Origin of the sequence: Streptomyces sp. NK08204 (assembly GCF_020400585.1) — a bacterium.
In the GTDB taxonomy this organism is placed as follows: Bacteria; Actinomycetota; Actinomycetes; order Streptomycetales; family Streptomycetaceae; genus Streptomyces.
In genome coordinates, this window is record NZ_JAINVF010000011.1 from 52,134 (window position 1) to 76,873 (window position 24,740).

The following is a 24,740-nucleotide window of genomic DNA, read 5'->3' on the forward strand; positions in this document are numbered from 1 at the left end:
CTGCGACAGCATGCGGCGGAGACGGGGACTTCGTGACGGTTCGCATCACGCGTCGGCGAAGAATGCCTGGATCCGGGTCCCGTACGGCCAGAAGCCGCCGGGCGGGGCGAGTCGCCGGAGTACTGGACGGGACGTGCCGAGCAGGTTGCCGGCGAGACGGTCCGGGCGGTCGGTGCCCTGAGCACCCGGCAGTCCCCGGCGTCCAGGAACGCGGCCGGCGCGCGGCCGGACCGCCCGGAGGGGACACTGCCCCCACATGACCTGGCCCGATAGGGTGAAAGACGGTGAGCGAGGTCTCCCGGAACGGCACGCCGCTCGCCGACCGGCCGCTGGTGCTGACCACGTCGGTCGTGGTCGTCACCCTCGTCGGGCAGGGCTTCACCCTCGCCCCGGTCGTCCGCGCCTGGGGGATCGCCCTGGAGCCCGCGCACACGGCGCGTGAGGAGGCCGAGGCCCGCTCCCGTCTGACCCACGCCGGTCTGGCCCGTCCGGAGGAGCTCGCCGAGCTGGAGGTCGTACCCGACGCCGTCCTCGACCGGCTCCGCCGCGGCCTGACCGCCCGCCTGAAGGACGCCCGGGGCCGCCTCGCCGGGAGCGACCGCGCCGACGGTACGGCCTCGGAGTCCGCCGACCGGGTCTACCGCCAGCTGCGCCGTGACCTGATCGCCGTCGAGACGACCGAGCTGCAGGGGCTGCTCTACGACGCCCACCGCATCAGCGACACGACCCGGCGCCGCCTCCAGCGCTCGCTGGACCTGGAGGAGGCCCGGCTCGCGGACGTCTGAGGGATCGCGGCGGCGTACCGCTCGGCGGTACGCCGCCGGCCTCGGTCGCGCCCCGGACTCTTGCGCTCCACCACCCTCCCGGCCGCCGGGCCGGGGTTCCCACGGCGTGAGCTGTCCGCTCGGCAGGTCGCCGGGATACGCACACCAGTCTTAACGTGGTCTTGACGCGCTCGGAGGGCTCTCACGTAGGCCCAGGTGGCGCCGCCTGCATAGGCTGATGCGGCCGTCCGTGTGATGGCCGGAAAATCCCCCGCTGCACATCAGGAGAGCACGTCCATGACCGCCACCGAACAGCCGCCGCCGAGCCGATTGCGGACGTGGATGCTGGAGGGCCTGTCCGACATGGGCAAGCACGGCGGCCCCCCGGGACCCCACGCCGAGCCCGAGGCGGCGCACAAGGGCCAGCGCTGGTACCGGGTGATGTGCCTGACCGGTGTCGACTACTTCTCCACCCTCGGTTACCAGCCCGGCATCGCGGCCCTCGCGGCCGGTCTGCTCTCCCCCGTCGCCACCCTCGTGCTCGTCGTCGTCACCCTGGCCGGCGCTCTTCCGGTGTACCGCCGGGTGGCCGAGGAGAGCCCGCACGGCGAGGGGTCCATCGCGATGCTGGAGCGGCTGCTCTCCTTCTGGAAGGGCAAGCTCTTCGTCCTGACCCTGCTGGGCTTCGCCGCCACCGACTTCCTGATCACCATCACGCTGTCGGCCGCCGACGCCTCCACCCACCTCATCGAGAACCCTCACCTGACGGGCGTGCTGCACGGTCAGCAGATGCTGATCACCCTGCTCCTGGTGGCCCTGCTGGGCGCGGTCTTCCTCAAGGGCTTCCTGGAGGCGATCGGTGTCGCGGTCGCCCTGGTGGTGGTCTATCTCGGCCTGAACGCCGTGGTCGTGATGGTCGGACTGTGGCACGTGCTCACCGCCGGGCACCTGGTCACCGACTGGACCGGCGCCCTGACCGCCGAGCACGGCAACGTCTTCGCCATGGTCGGTGTGTCCCTGCTGGTCTTCCCGAAGCTGGCCCTCGGTCTGTCCGGCTTCGAGACCGGCGTCGCCGTGATGCCCCACGTCCAGGGCGACCAGGACGACACCGAGGAGAACCCGAAGGGCCGGATCCGGGACACCAAGAAGCTGCTGACGGCCGCCGCGCTCATCATGAGCGTCTTCCTGATCGCCACCAGTTTCATCACCACGGTGCTGATCCCGGCGAAGGAGTTCAAGCCCGGCGGCCAGGCCAACGGCCGCGCGCTCGCCTACCTCTCGCACGAGTACCTGGGCAGCGGCTTCGGCACGGTCTACGACATCTCGACCATCGCGATCCTGTGGTTCGCGGGCGCCTCCGCCATGGCCGGCCTGCTCAACCTCATGCCGCGCTACCTGCCCCGCTACGGCATGGCCCCGCACTGGGCCCGCGCCGTGCGCCCGATGGTCATCGTCTTCACCCTCGTCGCCTTCCTGGTCACGTGGATCTTCGACGCCAACGTCGACGCGCAGGGCGGCGCGTACGCCACGGGCGTGCTGGTGCTGATGTCCTCCGCGGCGATCGCGGTCACGATCGCCTCCCGCCGGGCCGCTCAGCGCGGCTGGACCGTCGCCTTCGCGACGGTGTCGGCGGTACTGCTCTACGTGACGGTCGCCAACGTCGTCGAGCGTCCGGACGGTGTGAAGATCGGTGCCTGTTTCATCGTCGGCATCATGCTGATCTCACTGACGTCCCGGCTGGCCCGTGCCTTCGAGCTGCGTGTGACGAGTGTGACGCTCGACTCGATGGCGGAACGTTTCATCAGAGACATGGCCAGCCGCAAGATGCGGTTCATCGCCAACGAACCAGGCCGTCGCGACAAGGCCGAGTACCGAGACAAGATCGAGCAGATCCGGGCCGACAACGACATGCCCGAGCAGGAGGACTTCGTCTTCGTCGAGGTCACGGTCACCGACCCCTCCGAGTTCGAGGCCGGGCTGACGGTCCGCGGCGAGGTCCTCCACAACCGCTACCGCGTCCTGACGGTGGAGTCCTCCTCCATCCCCAATGCCCTCGCCGCGCTCGTCCTGCACGCCCGGAACATCACCGGCTGCACCCCGCACATCTACTTCGAGTGGACCGAGGGCAACCCCTTCGCCAACTTCCTGCGCTTCTTCCTCTTCGGTCAGGGCGAGGTCGCCCCCGTCACCCGCGAGGTCCTGCGCGAGGCGGAACCGGACCGGGTACGCCGGCCGCGGGTCCACACCGGCTGAAGCCGCCGGGGCCCCAGACACCGCAGGTCAGCACCACGTCGGCCTGCGGAGTGGCGCCACGGTCCACGGCCACTCGGCACAGCACCCCGCCGGGCGTCACTCCCGTGCGAGGACGAACCAGCGGGCCGGAAGGTCGATGCGGGTGCCGTCCGCCATGTACTCGGTCTGCGGGAGTGCCGTGTCGCCGGAGGCGAGGATCTTCAGCCCGGCGGCACCGAGCAGGTGCGGGATCTCCTCGTCGGCGGCGTCGGCGGGCTTGAGGCCGTGGTGGATGACCCGGCGCAGCTTGGGCGGCGGGCCGTCGGGGCCGGACGCGGCACGCTGGAGCACCTCACGTGAGCCGGAGGTGAGTTCCACCACGAACGCCCGGCCCTCGGTGCCTATGATCTCGGCGACGGCGGCGGCGACCAGGGGGCGCGCGGCGGGCTCGCTCTGGTGGATGACGGCACGCATGTACACGTTGCTGTCGCCGAGGCGCTCGCGCAGGGCCCGTACGGCGTCCGTGTCGGTCAGGTCGAGTTGCTCGAACTCGACGACGGCGCCCTGCGGGGTGGCCCGGCGGGCGTGCTCGACGGCCGCGTGCGTGAGGTCGACGCCGACGGCGCGGGCGAACCGGGTGGCCAGGTAGCGGGTCTGGGTGCCGTTGCCGCAGCCGAGGTCGACGACGGTGAGCGCGGTGTCCGCGTACGGCAGGAGCAGTTCGCTGTGCGGCTCGGCGGCCAGCGAGGGGTCGGAGTCCCAGATCGCCTCGCCGGGGGTGTCGGAGGTATCTCGCCAGTAGCTCTCCCAGGCGTTGCGGTAGTCGTCCGAGACGTTCATGCGATCTCCCCACGTCGGTTCCGTGATCGGAATATCGCGGTCATCGGCGGTTCGGCAAGGGGCGGGAGTGAACCGCGTCGTTCGTGCGGCCCCGGCCCGCCGGTCACCTGACGGACTGCTCGAACCAGACGGTCTTGCGGTGACCGCTCGCGCCGGCGCCCCATTCACGGGCCAGGCGGCTGACCACGCGCAGGCCCCGCCCCGACTCGTCGTCGGGGCCGGCGGCGAGCAGGGCGGGCAGGGCGGGTTCTGCGTCGGTGACCTCGAACAGCAGGGCGTCGGCGCGGATCAGGCGCAGGCCGACCGGTTCGTCGCCCGCGTGCCGGACGGCGTTGGTGACGACCTCGCTGACCAGCAGCTGAGCGGTCTCCACGGCCTGCGGCAGGTCCCACTGGAGCAGCCGGTCACGGACCAGGCGGCGGGCGCGTGCGACCTCGCGCGGGTCGGCGGCCAGCCGCCACTCGGCGACGTGCTCGTCGGGGATGCCGTTGAGCCGGGCCATGAGCAGGGCGACGTCGTCCTTGCGGCCGCCGCGGGTGTTCAGGGCACGGATGATGGTGTCGCAGGCGTCGTCCATGGAGGCGGCGGGGTGTGCGGCGGATTCGCACAGCGCGGCGAGGCCCTCGCCGATGTCGCAGCCGCGCACCTCGACGAGACCGTCGGTGCACAGCACGAGCCGGTCGCCGGGCGCGACGCGGACGCGGACGGCCTCGAAGGGGACGCCGCCGACACCGATGGGCGCGCCGGTGGGCAGGTCGAGGAGTTGGCTGCGGCCGTCCTCGGCGCGTACCAGGACGGGCGGGATGTGTCCGGCGTTGGCGAGGTGGAGTTCGCCGATGATCGGGTCGTAGACCGCGTACAGGCAGGTGGCGAGGTAGTTCTCGCCGAGCCGGCGGGCGAGGTCGTCCAGGTTGCGCAGCAGGTGCGCGGGCGGGGTCTCCATGGCGGCCATGGTCTGTACGGCGGTACGCAACTGGCCCATCATCGCGGCTGAGTTGAGGCCATGGCCCATGACGTCACCGACGACGAGGGCGGTGCGGGATCCGGGGAGTTTGATGGTGTCGAACCAGTCGCCGCCGATCCTGCCGAGCCGGGTGCCGGGCAGGTAGCGGGTGGCGATGTCGCAACCGGCCATCCGCGGGCTGACCTTCGGCAGCATGCTGTCCTGGAGGGTGTCGGCGACGTTCTCCTGGTAGGTGTACATGCGGGCGTTGTCGAGGACGAGCCCTGCGCGGGCGGCGAGTTCGGCGCCGGTGGTGCGGTCCATGTCGTCGAAGGGCACGCGGTCCGGGCGGCGCAGCAGCACCATGAAACCGAGCACGACGTTGCGTGCCTTGAGCGGGACGATCAGCAGGGAGCGGCCGCTGATGAGCGGCCTGAGATCGCGTTTCTCGAACTCGCCGGCGACGCGGTCGCCCAGTTCGTCGCTGATCCTCGGGATGAGCACGGGTTCGCCGCTGACCATGCACTGGTAGAACGGGGTGTGTTCGGGGAAGGCGAAGGTCTCGCCCACGGGCACGGTGTCGTCCCAGCGGCCGGGTTCGTCGTTGTGTTCGACCCAGACGCGGTGCATGACGGTGCTGGCGTCCGGCGGGCCCTCGGGGAAGCCCTCGCCGGCGAGGACGGCGGCGCGCAGGTGGGTACCGGCGAAGTCAGCGAAGCGGGGGACGGCGGCACTGGTGACCTCGCGGATGGTCTCGCCGAGGTCGAGGGAGGTGCCGATGCCGGAGCTGACCTCGTTGAGGAATTCCAGGCGTTCGCGTACGGCCGCGTGCTCGAGGTCCTGTTCGGCGTCGGCGGGAATGACGGCGGCGGCCCGGTCGCGGGGCGCGGCGGCTTCGGTGCGCCTGCGTGCGGCGCGGCGGGGCACGCCCCAGTACGGGGTGACCGGCACCTGTTCGAGCTGGCTGAACTCCAGGACGGGATAGCCGAGTTCCATGATCTGGGAGACGATGCGGCTGCTCAGTCCCGGGCCCATGTTGGGGAGGATCTCGGGCAGGCGGCGTTCGAGCTCTTCGGCGGCGGGCAGTTCGGTGTGGCGGGCGAAGCCGGGTGAGACGCGCTCGGCGGTCTCGTCGTGGCCGCGCTCGTCGCGCAGCCGGGTGGCGTCGGCGGCGAGCACCAGGAGCCGGGTGGTTCCGGGGCCCACGAGCGGGTAGGCCCACCAGAGCACGTCGAGGCGGTCCTGGCCCGCGGGGTCCGGGTCCGGCTGCCCGGACGGAACCGATTGGTCCTTGCCGTGCGGCTGCTCGTCCCGGTACGGGAAGAGGCGGGCGCGGCCCGCGGTCGGGTAGGCGGTGCGGCCGCCGAGCGAGGCCTCCAGGTGGGGCCCTGACCCGTCGCAGGACGGGCAGGAGGCGTAGGACGGGCAGGAGGCGTAGGACGGGCAGGCGTCCGGGACGGTGTCGCCGGGGAGGTCCTCGCAGAACGCTCCGGAGACGGGCAGCAGGTCCAGGGCGGGGCGCCCGACGGCGTCCTGGCGGCTGATGCCGAACAGCCTGCGCGCGCCGCTGCTCCAGTGGGAGACCTGGCCGTCGCGGTCGACGACGACCACGGCCAGCGGAATCCGGCCGGCGTCGTCGGCGCCGCGGCCGGGAAGTGAGTCCCGCTCGCTGCCACCGTCCATGGCCAGGCCCTCTCTCCGCATGGCTGTCCGCAAACGATCTGTGCCGCCCGCCACTACGGTACGGCGGCGACCGGCGGCGATGTGGGGCAATCGTGGAATTGGATGTCAGTCCTCGTGCCCCAGTTGGAGGTCCCGTTCGGTGCGTCCGCCGCCCGCGACCTGCAGGACGGTGGCGACCGGCGGGTAGCCGGCGGCGATGACGGTGTACTCGCCGGAGGACAGGTCCACGAACCGGAACGATCCGTCGGGTCCCGTGGTGAGGGTGTCCACGACGTTCCCGGCGGCGTCGAGCAGGGTCACGCGCGCGTCCTCCACGGGGCGTCCGCCGCCGGCCCGGACGGTGCCCTTGAGCACGGCACCGCCGGCGAGTTCGACGTCCTGGCGGGTCTCCCGGGATGCCTGGACGGTGACGGGGAGTGCGGCGGGCCGGAAGGCGGGGGCGCTGGCGGCGAGGGTGTACTCGCCGGCGACCAGTTCGCAGATGACGTAGCCGCCCTCCCGGCCGCTGCGGGTGGCGGCGACGACCTCGCCGTGGACGTTGGTGAGGGTGACGGTGGCGTCCCGGACGGGGGTGCCGTCGGCGGTGAGCACACTGCCGGCGAGGCGTCCGGCGCCGCCGAGGACGACGTCGAGCTCGACGGGGCGTTCGCCGACGGTGACGGAGACGGCCTGCGGCTGGTGGCCGCCGGCGGCGGCGATCAGGACGTACGCCCCGGAGCCGGGGGTGGCGAGCGCGTACCGTCCGTCGTCGCCGCTCGCACCCCGGCCGATCTGCTGTCCCGCGACGTCGATGAGGGTGAGCGCCGCGCGGGGCACCACGGTCCCGTCGGGGTGCTGCACCGTGCCGCAGACGGGGATTCCCGCGGCGTACGGTGAACGGGCGTGCGGAACGGTGGTGTTCACCGAAAGCGGCGCGGTCTCCGGGTCGGTGGCGGGGGCGTTGTGGGACACCAGCGGTTTCTCCTTGAGGAAGAAGGCGATGAGCAGGCCGAGGACGAGCACCGGGACCAAGTAGAGGAAGATCCGGGGCATCGCGTCGGCGTAGGCGCGGACGTAGGCGTCGCGCAGCGCCGGGGGCAGGGCGTGCACGAGCTGCGGGGTGAGGGACTCGGCGTCGGGCAGCGGGCCGCCCCCGCGCGCGGGCAGTTCCCGGTGCAGGGCGTCGGTGAGCCGGCCCGAGAAGAGGGTGCCGAACACGGCGGCGCCGACGCTGCCGCCGATCTGCCGGAAGTAGTTGTTGGCGCTGGTGGCGGTGCCGAGGTCGGCGGCGCGGACGGAGTTCTGCACGGCGAGGACCAGGACGGGCAGCACCATGCCGATGCCCGCGCCGAGCAGGGCCATCCAGACGCTGTACTGGAGGCGGGGCGTGTCGGCTTCGAGGCGGGACAGCAGCCACATGCCGGCGGCGGCGAGGGCGCAGCCGAGCACGGGGAAGATCCGGTAGCGGCCGGTACGGCTGATGAGTTGTCCGCACAGGATGGAGGCGCCGACGATGCCGGCCATCATGGGCAGCATCAGCAGTCCCGAGCCGGTGGCGCTGGCCCCGTCGACCATCTGCAGGAAGGTCGGCAGATAGCTGGCGGCACCGAACAGGGCGACTCCGGTGACGAGGCCGATCAGGCCGCTGATGTTGAAGACGGAGTCCTTGAACAGCCTCAGCGGAATGAGGGGTTCGGCGGCGAAGCGCTCGGCGGCGAGGAAGAGGACGGTGGCGGCGAGGGCGCCCGCGCCGAGGCCGAGGATCTGCCGGGAGCCCCAGGCGTATTCGGTGCCGCCCCAGCTCGTCAGCAGGACCAGACAGGTCGAGGCGGCGGCCAGCAGCAGCGCGCCGGGCACGTCGAGGCGGGCGCGGCCTTGCCGCCTGGGCAGTTTGAGGACGGCGGTGACGACGGCCAGCGTGATCAGACCGAAGGGCACGTTGACGTAGAAGCACCAGCGCCAGGAGAGGTGGTCGGTGAAGTAACCGCCGAGCAGGGGGCCGGCGACGGAGGCGAGGCCGAAGGCCGCACCGATCAGGCCCATGTACCGGCCGCGTCGGCGGGGCGGCACGATGTCGGCGATGATCGCCTGCACACCGATCATGAGGCCGCCCGCGCCGACGCCCTGGAGGGCGCGGAAGGCGATCAACTGGTCCATGCTCTGGGCGCGGCCGGCGAGCGCGGAGCCGACGACGAAGACCAGGATCGCGAACTGGAAGACGCCCTTGCGGCCGACGAGGTCGCCGAGTTTGCCGTACAAGGGCAGGCCGATGGTGGAGGTGAGCAGGTAGGCGGTGATCGCCCAGGACATCCTGTCCAGGCCGTGCAGGTCGCCGACGATCCTCGGCAGCGCGGTGGCGACGATCATCTGGTCCAGCGCCGCCAGGAGCAGCGCGAGCATGAGCCCGAAGAAGACCAGCCGCACCCGGCGCGGGCCGAGTCCGTCGGCCGGGACGGCGGGTGGCTGGGGCGGCGTGGCCGTCTCCCGCGTCGCCTCCAGCGCCGTCGCCGGTGGCTCGACCGGTGCGTCCTCCACCAGAGTCGTCCCGCCCACGTGCCGCTCCCCTCGTCGCGTCCGTCACACAATTCCCGCGTAAGACGACAACTGCGAACAAGTACGGCGAGTTACGGCATGGCCCGGGGCGGGCGGGAGATGCACTCGAACCGGTGACGGTGAGCCGTGAGGGCGAACCGGTGAAGGGGACAACACCCCTTCACCGGGCGGTCCTTGTGGTTACTTCTCGACCTCGGCGGCGAGCCTGGCGAGGACGGCGTCGTAGATCCGGGCGAGGCCCTTGGGTGCGAAGGTCCTCTCGAAGAAGCCGCCGATGCCGCCCGCGCCCTTCCAGGTGGTGGTGACGGTGACCCGGGACCTGCCCTCGCCGGCGGGGGTGACGCGCCAGGTGGTGACCATGGAGGAGTTGCGGTCCTTCTCGACCAGTTCGCCGTCGCTGGGCTCGGTGACCTCCAGGAGGCAGTCGCGCACGCGCTTGCTGGTGGCCTGGAGCCTCCAGTGGACGAGGGTGCCCTCGCCGTCGCCGCCCTCGCGCACCTCGTACTCGCTGAACTGCTCCGGCAGCAGTTTCTCGCGCGTGCCGCTGTAGTCGGCGAGGGCGTCGAACACCTTCTCCGCGTTCGCCGCGACGACCCGCTCCGTAGTGGCCTCGACCTGCGCCATTGCGTTCCTCCAGGACTGGTTGCTCGGGGGTTGGACAAAGCCAACCACCCCTGCACCCGCCCGCCCAAATCGGGGCCGCGCGAAGGGACCACGCGAAGGGACCGCGCGAAGGGACCGCGCGAAGGGACCGCGCGAGGGGGCCGCGCGAAGGGACCGCGCACGGCCCGGACACGGACCGCACGATCATGGGAACACATGTTCTATTGTGTACGACAGTGCTACCGAGGAGGCGTCATGCGCTGGGAGAACCTCACCGTGGAGCCCGAACACAGCCGGGCCGAGTCCGCGCTGTTCGGTGCGGACGCGGTCACGACCCGCACCTTCGACTCGCCCGAGTTCCGCGGGATCACCTTCCACGAGGTCCGCGCGCGCTCGGTCCTCAACCGGGTGCCGGGCGCTTCGCGCATGCCGTTCGAGTGGACGGTCAACCCGTACCGCGGCTGCACGCACGCGTGCGTGTACTGCTTCGCACGTAGGACGCACAGCTATCTGGACCTCGACACGGGGATCGGCTTCGACACCCAGATCGTGGTGAAGGTCAACGCGCCCGAGGTGCTGCGCCGCCAGCTCGCCTCCCGGCGCTGGCAGGGCGACCACGTGGCGATGGGCACCAACGTCGACTGCTACCAGCGCGCCGAGGGCCGCTACCGCCTCATGCCGGGCATCATCTCCGCGCTCACCGACCACGCGAACCCGTTCTCGGTCCTGACCAAGGGCACGCTGATCCTGCGCGACCTCGACCTGCTGGTCCGGGCGGCGGAGGTGACGGACGTGGGCATATCGGTCTCGGTCGGTTTCCTCGACGCGGAGTTGTGGCGCACGGTGGAGCCGGGCACGCCCGCGCCCGAGCGCCGCCTGGACGTCGTCCGGACGCTCGGCGAGCACGGCATCGGCTGCGGAGTGCTGATGGCGCCGGTGATCCCGTTCCTGAGCGACCACCCGGACCGGTTGCGGGCCACGGTACGGGCGATCGCGGCGGCCGGGGCGACCTCGGTGACCCCGCTGGTGCTGCATCTGCGGCCGGGCGCCAGGGAGTGGTTCATGGCCTGGCTCGGCCGCCACCACCCGCACCTGGTGCCCCGCTATGAGCGGCTGTACGCGGAAGGCGCCTACGCGCCCCGGTGGTACCAGCGCCGGATCACCCGTCAGGTGCACGAGCTGGCCCAGGAGTACGGCATCGGACCCACGCGCGCGGGAGCCGCCCGGCGGATCCGCGCCGAGCAGCCCGCGCCCGGCCCGGCCGGGTCCGGACCGACCCAACTCACCCTCGTCTGAGAGCGTTCGGGAACATCCGCTGGGCCCCATCGGGTCAAGCAATCGGGTCAAGTATTGACGTATCAGGTTCTACCAGGCCCCGATTCCGGGACGATGCGCCCAGAACCGTGACCCTCGCGGTTCGCACCACCCTCCGTCCCGGGAGAACGCATGAGAACACGCGCAGCCCTGCTGTGCGCGGCCGCCGCCGTGCTGGCGGGCTCGGTCACGGCCGTCCCCGTGCGGGCGGCGGCCACCGCCCCGGCGCCGAAACTCGACTGGAAGAAATGCGGCACCAGCGACTACCCGACCCTCCAGTGCGCGTCCCTGACGGTGCCGCTGGACCACGCGCACCCGGGCGGCCGGCGGATCACCCTCGCCCTGTCCCGCGTCCCGCACACCGCGCCGGCCTCGCTGGGTCCGCTGCTGGTCAACCCTGGCGGCCCCGGCGGCAGCGGTCTCACCCTCGCCGGGTTCGTGGCCTCGGCCCTGCCCAAGAAGGTGGCGGCCCGCTACGACGTCATCGGCTTCGACCCGCGCGGGGTCGGCAGGAGCACCCCCGCCCTGGACTGCGCCCCCGGCCGTTTCAAGCCGGTCCGCCCCGACACCGTGCCGGCCACGCCCGCGCTGGAGCAGGCCAACCTGAAGCGGGCCCGGTCCTTCGCCGCCGACTGCGGCAGGAGGTACGCGGACGTGCTGCCGTTCATCGACACCGTCAGCACCGCGCGGGACCTGGACGCCGTCCGGCGGGCACTCGGCGCTCCGCGGATCAGCTACTTCGGCTACTCGTACGGCACGTACCTCGGCGCGGTGTACGCGAAGCTGTACCCCGCGCGCGTACGCCGCCTGGTGCTGGACTCGATCGTCGACCCGACCGGCGTCTGGTACGACGACAACCTCGGCCAGGACTACGCCTTCGACGACCGCCACCGTGCGCTGATGGCATGGATCGCCAAGTACCACGCCACGTACCGGCTCGGCAGGGACCCCGAGAAGATCGAGGCCAGGTGGTACGCGATGCGGGCGGCGCTGGCGAAGCGGCCGGCCGGCGGCAGGGTCGGCGCCTCCGAACTGGAGGACACCTTCATCCCGGGCGGCTACTTCAGCGGCTACTGGCCCTACCTCGCCGAGGCGTTCGCCGCCTACGTCAACGACAAGGACCCCGAACCGCTGGTGGAGGCGTACAAGCACTTCGCCGCCGTGGACGGCTCGGGCGACAACGGCTACAGCGTGTACGCGGCGGTGCAGTGCCGGGACGCCTCCTGGCACCGGAACTGGAACCGGTGGCGCAGGGACACCTGGCAGGTGTACGACAAGGCTCCCTTCATGGCCTGGAACAACGCCTGGTACAACGCGCCGTGCGCGTTCTGGCCGACCGCGACACTGAAGCCGGTGAACGTCGCCAACGGCAAGCTGCCGCCGGCCCTGCTGTTCCAGGCGACGGACGACGCGGCCACCCCGTTCCCCGGCGCGGTGACGACCCACCGGCTGCTGGCCGGCTCGCGCCTGGTGGTGGAGGAGGGCGGCGGCAACCACGGCATCACACTGAGCGGCAACTCCTGCCTCGACGGGTACCTGGCGGCCTACCTGGCCGACGGCAGGCTCCCGCACGGCGGCGGAGAGGCCGACGCGGTCTGCCCCAAGTCGCCCGACCCGAAGCCGCTCACGGCGAAGGCGGCGTCGGCGTCGTCGCGCGGCTCGACCCTGCACGGCCTGCTCGGCTTCCGGCGCTGAGCTGCCGCAGGCCAGGCTGTCCTGACGGGCCGTCGGGGGCGTTGTCAGTGCCGTGGTCCACCATGAAGGCATGAGTGAACCGACCAGGATCCCCGCCCCCGACGGCCTCGCCCCCGCCGCCCAGTACAGCCATGTGGTCACCGCCACCGGCCGTTTCGTCGCCGTCTCCGGCCAGCTCGCCCTGGACGAGCACGGCGAGCTGGTCGGAAAGGGCGATCCGGCGGCCCAGGCCCGCCAGGTCTTCGAGAACCTGCGGCGCTGCCTGGCCGCGGCGGGCGCCGGTTTCACCGACGTCGTCAAACTGACGTACTTCGTCACGGACATGGCGTTCATGCCGGCGATCCGCGCGGCCCGCGCCGCGCACATACCCGACGACCGTCTCCCGGCGTCCTCCGCCGTGCAGGTGGCCGGGCTGGTGGCGCCGGAGTTCCTGATGGAGGTCGAGGCGATCGCCGTGGTGGGCACATGACCTCCCCGCCCGTCCGCGTGCGGGCCATGACCCTGGCCGACTGCGACCGGGTGTCCGAGATACGCGTCCGCGGCTGGCAGAGCGCCTACCGCGGGCTGATGCCACAGCCGTACCTGGACGCGCTGAGCGTGGAACGGGACGCCGAGCGACGACGCGCGCGCTTCCACGAGAGCGACGACGCTGTGGTGAACCTGGTGGCCGAGCGGGAGGGAAAGGTGCTCGGCTGGGCGGCGTACGGGCCGTACCAGGACGGCGAGGTGCGCACCGCCGACGCCGAGTTGTACGCCGTGTACGTGGACCCGGCGCACCTCGGTGGCGGGATCGGGCGGGCGTTGCTCAGCGCGTCGGCCGAGCGGTGCTCGGCGTACCCGCGCATGCTGCTGTGGGTACTGAAGGAGAACACCCGCGCGCGCCGCTTCTACGAGCGCGCCGGGTTCCGGCCGGACGGTGCCGAGGAGGCCGTCGAGACGGGCGGGGTGCCCGTGCCCGAGGTGCGGTACTCGAAGGCGCTGCGCGGCTGACCCGGCGTCACCCGCCGTCCGCTCCCTGGGCGGCCCGGGCAGTTTTTTCGGGGCTGCCGGGGTCAGCTCCGTTTCTTCTGGTCCGGGATGCGGGCCAGCGCGTGCACCGCGGCCTCGGCGAGCGCCGGGTGGGCGAGGGCCTCGTTCAGGACGCGCCGGGCGCGTTCGTCGCCGAGCGCGCCGAGGCCCTCCACGCAGGCGAGGGCCACCCGGCGGTAGGGGTCGTGCGGATGCAGCCGCCGCTCCAGGGTGGTGATCAGCGCGGGCACCGACTCCGGGGCACGCAGCGTGACCAGGAGCCGTACCGGGTGCAGGGCGTAGGCCACGCGTAGTTCGTTGGTGGCGAGGGCGGCGGCGGCGCGGGCCGTGCGCGGGTCACCGAGGCGGGCCAGGGCGTGGGCCGCGGCGGCGCAGCGAGGCGGGTCGCGGTGGTTGAGCAACAGCACCAGGGACTCGAAGGCGCGCCGGTCGCCGGCGAGGCCGAGCCGGAAGGCGGCCAGTTCCCTGGCCCACAGGGGTTGTCCCGGTGCGGTCAGCACGTCCGCGAGGGTGCCGTGGTCCTCGGTCGCCAGCAGGCGGTCGAACGCCGCCGCGCCGTGCGACTCCTGCCGTAAGCGCTCCGTGAGCGATCGGAACTCTTCGTCCACGAGTCCAGCGTAGGCGGGGCGGGCCGCTTGAGGGAGCTACGTCACACACTCGAGCGAGACTCCGCTCTGGCGCGCTCGTTACCAGGCGGTTAAGCTCATACGAGCGAGCAACCCTCTCGCACTTCACGCTGACGACGGATTGGTGACGCAGCCGTCGTGGGCGTCGTCGGTTCGGTACGTGTGTACCGAAGTACGACCCGGCTCCGGGACAGGGCCGGTCGGTTCCGCCGCTCCCGGGCGTGTGCACGCCCGTGGTGCCGGCACCGGGCGTGTGCGCTCGCAGCCCGGCAACACCCGCATCTCCTCACGCCTGTGGTGCGCTCTCGGCGCACCCGGCGCGCCCCTCGTCGTCACCCTCACCCTGGAGTCCCGCGATGGTCACTCCCTTCTCCGACAGCCCCCTGTCCCCCTTCAAGACGATCGCCGTCGTCGGCCTCGGCACCATGGGCACCGGCATCACCGAGGTCCTCGCCAAGGCCGGCCGCGACGTGATCGGCATCGACATCAACGAGGTCCAGGCCGCGAAGTCGCTCAGCGCCCTGGAGGCCTCCACCGCCCGGGCCGTGGCGCGCGGCCGGCTGACCGAGCAGGAGCGCTCGGATCTCCTGGCCCGGGTGCGCACCTGCACCGACCTGCGCGCGGCGGCCGACGCCGACCTGGTCATCGAGGTGGCCCCGGAGTCGTACGAGATCAAGCAGCAGATCTTCCGCGAGCTGGACGGCATAGTCCGCCCCGACACGATCCTCGCGACCGGCACCAACGCCCTGTCCGTGACCCGTCTGGCCGCCGACGCGGCCCGTCCGGAGCGCGTGCTCGGCCTGCACTTCTTCAACCCGGCGCCGGCCATGAAGCTGGTCGAGGTCGTCTCCTCGGTGCTGACCGCTCCGCAGGCCGTCGCCGCCGTCACGGACTTCGCGATCGAGCTGGGCAAGGAGCCGGTCGCGGTCGGCGACCGCCCCGGGTTCGTCGCGGACGGGCTGCTGTTCGGTTACCTCAACCAGGCAGCCGCGATGTACGAGTCCCGCTACGCCTCCCGTGAGGACATCGACGCGGCGATGCGGCTCGGCTGCGGCCTGCCGATGGGCCCTCTGGCCCTGCTGGACCTGATCGGCATCGACACCGCGCGTACGGTCCTGGAGGCCATGTACGCCGAGTCCGGTGACCGGCTGCACGCCCCCGCCCCGATCCTGGGGCAGCTCAGCGCGGCCGGGCTGACCGGCCGCAAGGCGGGGCGCGGCTTCTACACCTACGACGCGCCCGGCAGTGCCACGGTGGTGGCGGACGCGCTGACCCCGGCCGCGGGCGGTTCCGGGACCCCCGGCCGCGCCGTCCGCAGCGTCGGCGTCGCGGGCTCGGGCACCATGGCCTCCGGCATCGCCGAGGTGTTCGCCAAGGCCGGGTACGAGGTCGTGCTCGCCGCCCGTAGCGAGGAGAAGGCCGAGACCGCCAAGGCCCGTATCGGCAAGTCCCTCTCGCGCTCTGTCGACAAGGGCCGGATGACCGCGGAGGCCGCCGCGCAGACCCTGGACCGGATCACCCCGGCAGGCTCCTACGACGCGTTCGCGGACGTCGACCTCGCCGTCGAGGCGGTCGCCGAGGACCTGGCGGTCAAGCAGCAGCTGTTCGCTGCGCTGGACAAGGTGTGCAAGCCGGGCGCGGTCCTGGCCACCACGACCTCCTCGCTGCCCGTGGTCGCCTGCGCCCGCGCCACCTCGCGCCCGCAGGACGTGATCGGCATGCACTTCTTCAACCCGGCCCCGGCCATGAAGCTGGTCGAGGTGGTCCGCACGGTCCTGACGGCCGACGACGTGCACGCGACCGTCCTCGAGGTCTGCCGGAAGATCAGAAAGCATCCGGTGGACTGCGGCGACCGGGCCGGTTTCATCGTGAACGCGCTGCTGTTCCCCTACCTCAACAACGCGATCAAGATGGTCGAGGAGCACTACGCCACGCTGGACGACATCGACGCGGCGATGAAGCTCGGCGGCGGCTACCCGATGGGCCCCTTCGAGCTGCTGGACGTGGTCGGCCTGGACGTCTCGCTGGCCATCGAGCAGGTGCTGCACCGCGAGTTCCGCGACCCGGGCCTGGCGCCGGCCCCGCTGCTGGAGCACCTGGTGGCCGCGGGCTGCCTCGGCCGCAAGACCGGCCGCGGCTTCCGCGAGTATGCCCGCCGCTGACGGCGTCGGCGACTGGTTCCGGACGGAGGCGGACTGGGGCGGGCTGCTCGATCCCGCCGCCCCTCCCCCGCCCGCACGGCCGGGTCCTCCCCCGCCCCCCGAGGGCGGGGGAATCCCCGGACCTGCGCATCGAGCTGCGTACATGCAGTACGTTCGGGTCATGTCCCAGCCCGCCAAGTCCGCACGTACACCAGCCACGCCCGACGCGCCGGAAAGTGCCGCAGGCAGTCGCGCCGCCGCCCAGCGGCTGAAAATGCGCCGGGAGCTGGCGGCGGCAGCCATGGAGCTGTTCGCGACCAAGGGGTACGAGGCGACCACGGTCGACGAGATCGCAGCCGCCGCCGGCGTCGCCCGCCGCACTTTCTTCCGCCACTTCCGTTCCAAGGAAGAGGCGATCTTCCCGGACCACGACGACACCCTGATCCGTGCCGAGGCCGTCCTCAACGCGGCTCCGGCGCACGAGCATCCGCTCGACACCGTGTGCCGCGGTATCAAAGAGGTCATGAAGATGTACGCGGGCCGGCCGGAGATCTCGGTCGCCCGCTACAAGCTCACGCGCGAGGTGCCCACCCTGCGCGAGGCCGAGATCGCCTCCGTGGCCCGCTACGAGCGCCTCTTCACCCGCTATCTGCTCGGCCACTTCGACGAGCATGCGCACGCCGACGACGCCAACGACGACCCGCTGCTGGCCGAGGTCGCCGCCTCCGCGGTGGTCACCGCGCACAACCACGTGCTCAGGCGCTGGCTGCGGGCGGGCGGCCAGGGCGATGTCGAGGCCCAGCTCGACCACGCCTTCGCGATCGTGCGCAAGACCTTCGGCACCGGGATCGGGGCCGGCCGCGGCCCGGCACCGGGTCGCGCCGCCGCGTCCCCGGCGACGGTCTCCACCCAGGGCGAGGTACTGGTGACGGTCGCCCGCACGGACGCCCCGCTGGACGAGGTCATGCGGACCATCGAGGAGGCTCTGAAGGACCGCTGAGCGCTCCTGCGGACCTCATGAGCGCTGTGACGACGGCCACCCTGACGGGTGGCCGTTTTGCCATGTCAGGGGCCCTTTTCAGGCACATTCCCGGGGCCGTTCGATCGATCATCGCTCATTTGTCAAGTAAAGATTTCACCTGAGTCGAACTTCTGGCACTCAGTGCCTTGCGACCTGACACGCGGTGTCATACGTTGATGTTGTCCGGGCGGCCGGCGCGCAGAGACCGATCGCGCGCCGGCTGTCCCAGCAAGCCCCTGGCCTGCCCGCCCGGACGCCTGCGTCACAGGCAACCTCCCGCGCCACAAAGCGCTGCCGAAGCACCACCCGCCGAACCGACGGCATCCCCCAAAACCCTCAGCAGCATTTCCAGCAGCACCGACGAATCCCCAGCGCCCCTCCCTCATGGGCGCTCACCGCCGGAGGCAACACCGTGACCGTGAAGGACATCCTGGACGCGATCCAGTCGAAGGACGCCACGTCCGCCGACTTCGCCGCCCTGACGCTCCCCGAGTCGTACCGTGCGATCACCGTGCACAAGGACGACACGGAGATGTTCGCGGGCCTCGAGACCCGCGACAAGGACCCGCGCAAGTCGATCCACCTCGACGAGGTGCCCCTGCCCGAGCTCGGCCCGGGCGAGGCCCTGGTGGCCGTCATGGCCTCCTCGGTCAACTACAACTCGGTGTGGACCTCGATCTTCGAGCCGCTGCCGACGTTCGGCTTCCTGGAGCGCTACGGCAAGCTCAGCGAGCTGACCAAGCGGCACGACCTGCCCTACCACATCATCGGCTCCGACCTCGCGGGCGTCGTGCTGCGCACCGGCCCGGGCGTCAACGCCTGGAGGCCCGGGGACGAGGTCGTCGCGCACTGCCTGTCCGTCGAGCTGGAGTCCTCGGACGGCCACAACGACACGATGCTCGACCCCGAGCAGCGCATCTGGGGCTTCGAGACCAACTTCGGCGGCCTCGCCGAGATCGCGCTCGTCAAGTCCAACCAGCTGATGCCCAAGCCCAAGCACCTCAGCTGGGAGGAGGCCGCGGCCCCGGGCCTGGTCAACTCCACCGCCTACCGCCAGCTGGTCTCCCGCAACGGTGCCGGCATGAAGCAGGGCGACAACGTCCTGATCTGGGGCGCGAGCGGCGGCCTCGGCAGTTACGCCACGCAGTTCGCGCTCGCGGGCGGCGCCAACCCGATCTGTGTCGTCTCCAGCGACCAGAAGGCGGACATCTGCCGGTCCATGGGCGCCGAGGCGATCATCGACCGCAACGCCGAGGGCTACAAGTTCTGGAAGGACGAGCACACCCAGGACCCGAAGGAGTGGAAGCGCTTCGGCAAGCGCATCCGCGAGCTGACCGGCGGCGAGGACATCGACATCGTCTTCGAGCACCCGGGCCGCGAGACCTTCGGCGCGAGCGTCTACGTCACCCGCAAGGGCGGCACCATCACCACCTGCGCCTCCACCTCGGGCTACATGCACGAGTACGACAACCGCTACCTGTGGATGTCCCTGAAGCGGATTATCGGCTCGCACTTCGCCAACTACCGCGAGGCCTGGGAGGCCAACCGCCTCATCGCCAAGGGCAAGATCCACCCGACCCTGTCGAAGGTCTACTCCCTGGAGGAGACCGGCCAGGCCGCCTACGACGTCCACCGCAACCTGCACCAGGGCAAGGTCGGCGTGCTGTGCCTGGCTCCGGAGGAGGGCCTGGGCGTGCGCGACGAGGAGATGCGCGCTCAGCACATCGACGCCATCAACCGCTTCCGGAACGTCTGAGAGCCGCAGATGACAGAGCGTCAGAAGGACCGTCCGTGGCTCATGCGGACGTACGCCGGCCACTCCACGGCCGAGGCGTCCAACGAGCTGTACCGGCGCAACCTCGCCAAGGGCCAGACCGGTCTGTCGGTCGCCTTCGACCTGCCGACACAGACCGGCTACGACCCCGACCACATCCTCGCCCGCGGCGAGGTCGGCCGGGTCGGCGTGCCGGTCTCGCACCTCGGTGACATGCGCCGGCTGTTCCAGGACATCCCCCTGGAGCAGATGAACACCTCGATGACGATCAACGCCACCGCCATGTGGCTGCTGGCGCTCTACCAGGTCGTCGCCGAGGAGCAGGGCGCTGACATCACCAAGCTCCAGGGAACGACCCAGAACGACATCGTCAAGGAGTACCTCTCCCGGGGCACCCATGTGTTCCCGCCGGGGCCCTCGCTCCGGCTGACGACGGACATGATCGCGTACACGGTCTCCCACATCCCGAAGTGGAACCCGATCAACATCTGCAGCTACCACCTGCAGGAGGCCGGGGCCACGCCGGTGCAGGAGATCGCGTACGCGATGTCCACCGCGATCGCCGTCCTCGACGCGGTGCGCGACAGCGGGCAGGTGCCGCAGGAGCGTATGGGCGACGTGGTGGCCCGCATCTCCTTCTTCGTGAACGCGGGTGTCCGCTTCGTCGAGGAGATGTGCAAGATGCGGGCCTTCGGCCGCATCTGGGACAAGATCACCCATGAGCGGTACGGCATCGAGGACCCCAAGCAACGGCGGTTCCGCTACGGCGTCCAGGTGAACTCGCTCGGCCTGACCGAGGCGCAGCCGGAGAACAACGTCCAGCGGATCGTTCTGGAGATGCTGGCCGTCACCCTGTCCAAGGACGCCCGTGCGCGTGCCGTCCAGCTGCCCGCCTGGAACGAGGCCCTCGGCCTGCCCCGCCCCTGGGACCAGCAGTGGTCGCTGCGCATCCAGCAGGTGCTCGCGCACGAGAGCGACCTGCTGGAGTACGAGGACATCTTCGAGGGCTCGCACGTCATCGAGAAGAAGGTGTCGGCGCTCGTCGAGGAGTCCCTCGCGGAGATCGACCGGATCCAGGAGATGGGCGGCGCGATGGCCGCCGTCGAGTCCGGCTACCTCAAGGCCCAGCTGGTCGCCTCGCACGCCGAGCGCCGGGCCCGGATCGAGTCCGGCGAGGAGAAGATCGTCGGCGTCAACATCTTCGAGACGACCGAGCCGAACCCGCTCACGGCCGACCTGGACACCGCGATCCAGACCGTCGACCCGGCGGTGGAGGCCCGGGTCATCGACGCGCTGCGGAACTGGCGCGACACCCGCTACCAGCCGCCCTTCAACCACCCGCGCCCCTGCAAGGCGCTGGAACGGCTGAAGGAGGCCGCCAAGGGCACCGCCAACCTGATGGAGGCCACGCTGGAGTGCGCCCGCGCCGGGGTCACCACCGGCGAGTGGGCAGGTGCCCTGCGCGAGGTGTTCGGCGAGTACCGGGCACCCACCGGGGTCTCCTCCGCGCCGGTGGCCGTGGCCGCCGAGGCCGGCTCGGCGCTCGCCGCGGTCCGCGCCAAGGTGGACGCCACCGCCCGTGACCTGGGCGCCGGCAAGCTCCGTTTCCTGGTCGGCAAGCCGGGCCTGGACGGGCACTCCAACGGCGCCGAGCAGATCGCCGTGCGCGCCCGCGACGCCGGGTTCGAAGTGGTCTACCAGGGCATCCGGCTGACCCCCGAGCAGATCGTGGACGCGGCCCTGGCCGAGGACGTCCACGCGGTGGGCCTGTCGATCCTGTCCGGCTCGCACGCCCAGCTGGTGCCGGACGTCCTGGAGCGGCTGCGTGTGGCAGGTGCCACAGATATACCGGTGATCGCCGGTGGCATCATCCCGAGTGGTGACGCCGAACAGCTGCGGGCCGCCGGAGTGGCCGCGGTGTTCACACCGAAGGACTTCGACATCACCGGGATCATCGGTGCCATCGTCGACGAGATCCGGAAAGCGAACAAGCTCGACCCCCTGGAGGTCCCCGCATGACTGTGAACCGCCTTCGCCCACGCCGCTCCTGCCTGGCGGTCCCGGGAAGCAACCCGCGCTTCCTGGAGAAGGCGCAGGGCCTCCCGGCCGACCAGGTCTTCCTGGACCTGGAGGACGCGTGCGCGCCGCTCGCCAAGCCCGAGGCGCGGCACACCATCGTCAAGTTCCTCAATGAGGGTGACTGGACGGGCAAGACCCGTGTCGTGCGCGTCAACGACTGGACGACCGAATGGACGTACCGGGACGTCGTCACGGTCGTCGAGGGCGCCGGGCAGAACCTCGACTGCATCATGCTGCCGAAGGTGCAGAACGCCCAGCAGGTCGTCGCGCTCGACCTCCTGCTGACCCAGATCGAGAAGACGATGGGCTTCGAGGTCGGCCGGATCGGCATCGAGGCGCAGATCGAGAACGCGCAGGGCCTGAACAACGTCAACGCGATCGCCGAGGCCTCCTCGCGCCTGGAGACGATCATCTTCGGCCCGGCCGACTTCATGGCGTCGATCAACATGAAGTCGCTGGTCGTGGGCGAGCAGCCGCCCGGCTATCCGGCGGACGCCTACCACTACATCCTGATGAAGATCCTGATGGCCGCCCGCGCCAACGACCTCCAGGCGATCGACGGCCCCTACCTGCAGATCCGCAACGTCGACGGCTACCGCGAGGTCGCCCGGCGCGCCGCCGCCCTCGGCTTCGACGGCAAGTGGGTGCTGCACCCCGGCCAGGTCGAGGCGTCCAACGAGATCTTCTCGCCCTCGCAGGAGGACTACGACCACGCCGAGCTGATCCTGGACGCGTACGAGTACTACACGTCCGAGGCGGGCGGCAAGAAGGGCTCCGCGATGCTCGGCGACGAGATGATCGACGAGGCCAGCCGCAAGATGGCGCTGGTCATCGCCGGCAAGGGCCGGGCGGCGGGCATGCAGCGCACCAGCAAGTTCGAGATCCCCGTCGACTAAGGAGCCCTGACGCGATGCAGTTCGGACGCACCTACGAGGAGTTCGAGGTCGGCGCGACGTACAAGCACTGGCCGGGCAAGACGGTCACGGAGTACGACGACCACCTGTTCTGTCTCCTCACCATGAACCACCACCCCCTCCACATGGACACGAACTATGCGGAGAAGACGACGGACTTCGGCAAGAACGTCGTCGTCGGGAACTACGTCTACTCCCTGCTGCTCGGCATGTCCGTGCCCGACATCTCCGGCAAGGCGATCGCCAACCTGGAGATCGAGTCGCTCAAGCACGTGGCGCCGACCTTCCACGGCGACACGATCTACGGCGAGACGACCGTGCTCGACAAGTGGCCGTCGAAGTCGAAGAACGACCGTGGCATCGTCCACGTCGAGACCAAGGGCTACAAGCAGGACGGCACGCTGGTGTGCGTGTTCCGCCGCAAGGTCATGGTGCCGACCGAGACGTACATCAAGGAGCGCGGCGGCGAGCAGCCGGGCCGCCCGGAGCTGAAGCAGCAGGAGAAGTGACGATGGCCCGTCTCGCCCAGACCGCCGGTCTGACCGACGTCCAGCAGGAGATCGTCTCGACCGTCCGGGACTTTGTCGACAAGGAGATCATTCCTGTCGCGACCGAGCTGGAACACCGTGACGAGTACCCGCAGCAGATCGTGGACGGCCTGAGAGAACTCGGCCTGTTCGGTCTGATGATCCCCGAGGAGTACGGGGGCCTGGGCGAGTCGCTGCTCACCTACGCGCTGTGCGTGGAGGAGATCGCCCGCGGCTGGATGTCGGTGTCCGGCATCATCAACACCCACTTCATCGTCGCGTACATGCTCAAGCAGCACGGGACGCAGGAGCAGAAGGACCACTTCCTGCCGAAGATGGCGGCCGGTGACATCCGGGGCGCCTTCTCGATGTCGGAGCCGGCACTGGGCTCCGATGTGTCGGCAATCACGTCGAAGGCGGTCAGGGACGGCGACGAGTACGTCCTGACCGGCCAGAAGATGTGGCTGACGAACGGCGGTACGTCGTCCCTGGTGGCCGTTCTCGTCCGAAGTGACGAAGGACACCCCGAGGGCACGGCCCCGCACAAGTCGATGACCACCTTCCTGGTCGAGAAGGAGCCCGGCTTCGGCGAGGTCCGCCCCGGCCTCACCATCCCGGGCAAGATCGACAAGATGGGCTACAAGGGCGTCGACACCACTGAGCTGATCATGGACGGCCTGCGGATTCCGGCCGATCGGGTGCTCGGCGGCGTCACCGGGCGCGGTTTTTACCAAATGATGGACGGGGTCGAGGTCGGCCGGGTCAACGTGGCGGCGCGTGGCTGCGGCGTCGCTCAGCGCGCCTTCGAACTGGGCGTACAGTACGCGCAGCAGCGGCACACCTTCGGCAAGCCGATCGCCCAGCACCAGGCGATCCAGTTCAAGCTGGCGGAGATGGCCACCAAAGTCGAGGCCGCGCATGCAATGATGGTCAACGCAGCACGCAAAAAGGACTCCGGAGAACGAAACGACCTTGAGGCCGGCATGGCGAAGTACCTCGCCTCCGAGTACTGCAAGGAGGTCGTGGAGGATGCCTTCCGGATCCACGGCGGCTACGGCTTCTCCAAGGAGTACGAGATCGAGCGCCTCTACCGCGAGGCCCCGATGCTGCTCATCGGTGAAGGTACCGCTGAGATCCAGAAAATGATCATCGGGCGCAGGCTGCTCGAGGAGTATCGATTCCAGGGCTGATTGTCCGGATGCGGGGTGTTTTCTTCGAGAAGAAGATCACACCCCGTAGGTACTCTTCGGCCGCCGACTCGGCTGCCTGGCTTGCCCAGTTGTAGCCCGCGACCGGTACGATCCCGGAAAGCCGCCGTCCCCCCGATCAGAGCGCGGCATCATCCGCTACGAAGGTCATCCATGCCCCACAGCCAAACCTCTGCACCTCGCGACAGCCGAGCCGGCGTACGTCTTGCGCGCGGAGCATCGCCGTGGCTTCTCCCGACCGTCGCCACCGCAGCCCTCAGCCTGGCCCGCGCGCGTCGCTCGGGCGCCGCCAGGGCCGTCGCCGTGCCCGCCACCGCGCTCGCGGCGGGCATGCTGTGGTTCTTCCGCGACCCCGAGCGCGAGATCGCCAAGGGCCGGGTCATCTCGCCCGCCGACGGCGTGGTGCAGAGCATCATGCCGTGGAAGGACGGCCGCACCCGTGTCGCGATCTTCATGAGCCCGCTCAACGTGCACGTCAACCGCGCGCCCCTGGCGGGCACGGTGACGTCGGTCGAGCACATCCCCGGCGGCTTTGTTCCCGCTTTCAACAAGGAGAGCGAGAACAACGAGCGCGTAGTCTGGCATTTCGACACCGAACTCGGCGACATCGAGATGATCCAGATCGCCGGCGCGGTGGCCCGCCGCATCGTGCCGTACGTGCCCCGGGGCACGAAGGTCGAGCAGGGTGACCGCATCGGTCTGATCCGATTCGGATCGCGCGTCGACATCTACCTGCCCGAAGGCGTGGAGGTCGCGGTCGAGGTCGGGCAGAAGACCGTGGCTGGGGTGACTCGCATTGACCGTGATTGATCCGG

Annotated in this window: 19 protein-coding genes; 14 read left to right on the top strand and 5 right to left on the bottom strand. The window is 70.7% G+C overall.

What is annotated here, in order from left to right; genetic code table 11:
* Window positions 1-284: 284 nt before the first annotated feature.
* Window positions 285-785: a hypothetical protein gene (locus K7G59_RS18740; protein WP_225835669.1), complete on the top strand. Its 501-nt coding sequence runs from the start codon at window positions 285-287 to the stop codon at window positions 783-785.
* Window positions 786-1,061: 276 nt separating this feature from the next.
* Window positions 1,062-3,017: an amino acid transporter gene (locus K7G59_RS18745; RefSeq protein WP_225835671.1), complete on the top strand. Its 1,956-nt coding sequence runs from the start codon at window positions 1,062-1,064 to the stop codon at window positions 3,015-3,017.
* Window positions 3,018-3,113: 96 nt separating this feature from the next.
* Here the strand turns inward: K7G59_RS18745 and K7G59_RS18750 are convergent, their stop codons facing one another.
* The 4 genes from K7G59_RS18750 to K7G59_RS18765 all read right to left on the bottom strand — a co-directional run bounded on the left by K7G59_RS18750 (window position 3,114) and on the right by K7G59_RS18765 (window position 9,618).
* Window positions 3,114-3,836, bottom strand: coding sequence for a class I SAM-dependent methyltransferase (locus K7G59_RS18750; protein ID WP_225835673.1), 723 nt, complete (start codon window positions 3,834-3,836; stop codon window positions 3,114-3,116).
* 103 nt (window positions 3,837-3,939) lie between these two features.
* Window positions 3,940-6,462 carry a SpoIIE family protein phosphatase gene (locus tag K7G59_RS18755; RefSeq protein ID WP_225835675.1) on the bottom strand — a complete coding sequence of 841 codons (2,523 nt, stop codon included), beginning with the start codon at window positions 6,460-6,462 and terminating at the stop codon, window positions 3,940-3,942.
* Window positions 6,463-6,567: 105 nt separating this feature from the next.
* A complete protein-coding gene (locus K7G59_RS18760; RefSeq protein WP_374114250.1) occupies window positions 6,568-8,994 on the bottom strand; it encodes an MFS transporter in 2,427 nt (808 codons plus the stop codon).
* A gap of 180 nt (window positions 8,995-9,174) precedes the next feature.
* A complete protein-coding gene (locus K7G59_RS18765) occupies window positions 9,175-9,618 on the bottom strand; it encodes an SRPBCC family protein (protein ID WP_225835676.1) in 444 nt (147 codons plus the stop codon).
* Window positions 9,619-9,852: 234 nt separating this feature from the next.
* Here K7G59_RS18765 and K7G59_RS18770 point away from each other — a divergent pair, with 234 nt between their 5' ends.
* The 4 genes from K7G59_RS18770 to K7G59_RS18785 all read left to right on the top strand — a co-directional run bounded on the left by K7G59_RS18770 (window position 9,853) and on the right by K7G59_RS18785 (window position 13,596).
* Window positions 9,853-10,893, top strand: coding sequence for an Rv2578c family radical SAM protein (locus K7G59_RS18770; protein WP_225835678.1), 1,041 nt, complete (start codon window positions 9,853-9,855; stop codon window positions 10,891-10,893).
* A 150-nt stretch (window positions 10,894-11,043) separates the two neighbouring features.
* Window positions 11,044-12,606, top strand: a complete 1,563-nt coding sequence (locus K7G59_RS18775) for an alpha/beta hydrolase (RefSeq protein WP_225835680.1) — start codon at window positions 11,044-11,046, stop codon at window positions 12,604-12,606.
* A 70-nt stretch (window positions 12,607-12,676) separates the two neighbouring features.
* Window positions 12,677-13,075, top strand: coding sequence for a RidA family protein (locus tag K7G59_RS18780; RefSeq protein WP_225835682.1), 399 nt, complete (start codon window positions 12,677-12,679; stop codon window positions 13,073-13,075).
* Entirely contained in the window at window positions 13,072-13,596 is a 525-nt protein-coding gene (locus K7G59_RS18785) for a GNAT family N-acetyltransferase (RefSeq protein WP_225835683.1), read from the top strand. The genes K7G59_RS18780 and K7G59_RS18785 overlap by 4 nt, the downstream gene beginning before the upstream one ends.
* A gap of 62 nt (window positions 13,597-13,658) precedes the next feature.
* On the opposite strand, the gene K7G59_RS18790 is transcribed toward K7G59_RS18785, so the two are convergent.
* Window positions 13,659-14,243, bottom strand: coding sequence for an adenylosuccinate lyase (locus tag K7G59_RS18790; protein ID WP_225835685.1), 585 nt, complete (start codon window positions 14,241-14,243; stop codon window positions 13,659-13,661).
* A gap of 374 nt (window positions 14,244-14,617) precedes the next feature.
* Here K7G59_RS18790 and K7G59_RS18795 point away from each other — a divergent pair, with 374 nt between their 5' ends.
* The 8 genes from K7G59_RS18795 (at window position 14,618) to K7G59_RS18830 (ending at window position 24,735) form a co-directional block, all read left to right on the top strand.
* The gene (locus K7G59_RS18795) at window positions 14,618-16,423 is read left to right on the top strand and encodes a 3-hydroxyacyl-CoA dehydrogenase family protein (RefSeq protein ID WP_225835688.1); all 1,806 of its coding nucleotides are present in this window, start codon (window positions 14,618-14,620) and stop codon (window positions 16,421-16,423) included.
* Between the two features lie 160 nt (window positions 16,424-16,583).
* Complete coding sequence (locus K7G59_RS18800; RefSeq protein WP_225835690.1) at window positions 16,584-17,402, top strand: TetR family transcriptional regulator; 819 nt, start codon at window positions 16,584-16,586, stop codon at window positions 17,400-17,402.
* A gap of 439 nt (window positions 17,403-17,841) precedes the next feature.
* Entirely contained in the window at window positions 17,842-19,179 is a 1,338-nt protein-coding gene (gene ccrA, locus K7G59_RS18805; protein ID WP_225835930.1) for a crotonyl-CoA carboxylase/reductase, read from the top strand.
* A gap of 9 nt (window positions 19,180-19,188) precedes the next feature.
* Window positions 19,189-21,216 carry a protein meaA gene (locus tag K7G59_RS18810; protein ID WP_225835692.1) on the top strand — a complete coding sequence of 676 codons (2,028 nt, stop codon included), beginning with the start codon at window positions 19,189-19,191 and terminating at the stop codon, window positions 21,214-21,216.
* The gene (locus K7G59_RS18815) at window positions 21,213-22,172 is read left to right on the top strand and encodes a CoA ester lyase (RefSeq protein ID WP_225835694.1); all 960 of its coding nucleotides are present in this window, start codon (window positions 21,213-21,215) and stop codon (window positions 22,170-22,172) included. The genes K7G59_RS18810 and K7G59_RS18815 overlap by 4 nt, the downstream gene beginning before the upstream one ends.
* Before the next feature lie 14 nt (window positions 22,173-22,186).
* Window positions 22,187-22,699: a MaoC family dehydratase gene (locus K7G59_RS18820; protein ID WP_225835696.1), complete on the top strand. Its 513-nt coding sequence runs from the start codon at window positions 22,187-22,189 to the stop codon at window positions 22,697-22,699.
* Window positions 22,700-22,701: 2 nt separating this feature from the next.
* Window positions 22,702-23,907 (top strand): acyl-CoA dehydrogenase family protein, encoded by a 1,206-nt coding sequence (locus K7G59_RS18825; RefSeq protein ID WP_225835698.1) that lies wholly within the window; start codon window positions 22,702-22,704, stop codon window positions 23,905-23,907.
* Between the two features lie 171 nt (window positions 23,908-24,078).
* Window positions 24,079-24,735 (top strand): phosphatidylserine decarboxylase, encoded by a 657-nt coding sequence (locus tag K7G59_RS18830; protein WP_225835701.1) that lies wholly within the window; start codon window positions 24,079-24,081, stop codon window positions 24,733-24,735.
* Window positions 24,736-24,740: the final 5 nt, after the last annotated feature.

Excerpts from the sequence above, each read along its gene's own strand:
- K7G59_RS18775 (WP_225835680.1), top strand. The coding sequence starts at position 11,044 with ATGAGAACACGCGCAGCCCTGCTGTGCGCGGCCGCCGCCGTGCTGGCG.
- K7G59_RS18745 (WP_225835671.1), top strand. The coding sequence starts at position 1,062 with ATGACCGCCACCGAACAGCCGCCGCCGAGCCGATTGCGGACGTGGATG.
- K7G59_RS18820 (WP_225835696.1), top strand. The coding sequence starts at position 22,187 with ATGCAGTTCGGACGCACCTACGAGGAGTTCGAGGTCGGCGCGACGTAC.
- K7G59_RS18830 (WP_225835701.1), top strand. The coding sequence starts at position 24,079 with ATGCCCCACAGCCAAACCTCTGCACCTCGCGACAGCCGAGCCGGCGTA.
- K7G59_RS18755 (WP_225835675.1), bottom strand. The coding sequence starts at position 6,462 with ATGGACGGTGGCAGCGAGCGGGACTCACTTCCCGGCCGCGGCGCCGAC.
- K7G59_RS18825 (WP_225835698.1), top strand. The coding sequence starts at position 22,702 with ATGGCCCGTCTCGCCCAGACCGCCGGTCTGACCGACGTCCAGCAGGAG.
- K7G59_RS18750 (WP_225835673.1), bottom strand. The coding sequence starts at position 3,836 with ATGAACGTCTCGGACGACTACCGCAACGCCTGGGAGAGCTACTGGCGA.
- K7G59_RS18780 (WP_225835682.1), top strand. The coding sequence starts at position 12,677 with ATGAGTGAACCGACCAGGATCCCCGCCCCCGACGGCCTCGCCCCCGCC.
- K7G59_RS18815 (WP_225835694.1), top strand. The coding sequence starts at position 21,213 with ATGACTGTGAACCGCCTTCGCCCACGCCGCTCCTGCCTGGCGGTCCCG.
- K7G59_RS18810 (WP_225835692.1), top strand. The coding sequence starts at position 19,189 with ATGACAGAGCGTCAGAAGGACCGTCCGTGGCTCATGCGGACGTACGCC.
- K7G59_RS18765 (WP_225835676.1), bottom strand. The coding sequence starts at position 9,618 with ATGGCGCAGGTCGAGGCCACTACGGAGCGGGTCGTCGCGGCGAACGCG.
- K7G59_RS18795 (WP_225835688.1), top strand. The coding sequence starts at position 14,618 with ATGGTCACTCCCTTCTCCGACAGCCCCCTGTCCCCCTTCAAGACGATC.
- K7G59_RS18800 (WP_225835690.1), top strand. The coding sequence starts at position 16,584 with ATGTCCCAGCCCGCCAAGTCCGCACGTACACCAGCCACGCCCGACGCG.
- K7G59_RS18770 (WP_225835678.1), top strand. The coding sequence starts at position 9,853 with ATGCGCTGGGAGAACCTCACCGTGGAGCCCGAACACAGCCGGGCCGAG.
- K7G59_RS18785 (WP_225835683.1), top strand. The coding sequence starts at position 13,072 with ATGACCTCCCCGCCCGTCCGCGTGCGGGCCATGACCCTGGCCGACTGC.